The following is a 206-nucleotide window of genomic DNA, read 5'->3' as shown; positions in this document are numbered from 1 at the left end:
AGCATGGACTGCGTTGGACGAACCTGAAGGGGCTCGAAAAAAATTCAATGCAGGCGATGCTTGTTTTTGCTGCTATGAACCTGAAAAAACTGGCGACATGGCACTGGAGGAACACCAAACCGACAGTGCCATCGCCGGAAAACCATACGAAAAATACAAAAACGGCTTTGAGAGTCATATCTCAAAGCCGTTTTGTCTACGGTCTG

1 pseudogene is annotated in these 206 nt (G+C 47.1%); it reads left to right on the top strand.

The features are described 5' to 3' along the window. Window positions 1-206, top strand: a pseudogene (locus MW695_RS22490) (transposase); the annotation flags it as partial.

The sequence above is a fragment of the Halalkalibacter sp. APA_J-10(15) genome (assembly GCF_023017105.1).
GTDB lineage: Bacteria > Bacillota > Bacilli > Bacillales > Bacillaceae_D > Halalkalibacter.
The sequence above is the reverse complement of the archived record's forward strand: the minus strand, read 5'-3'. Positions and strand labels throughout refer to the sequence as shown.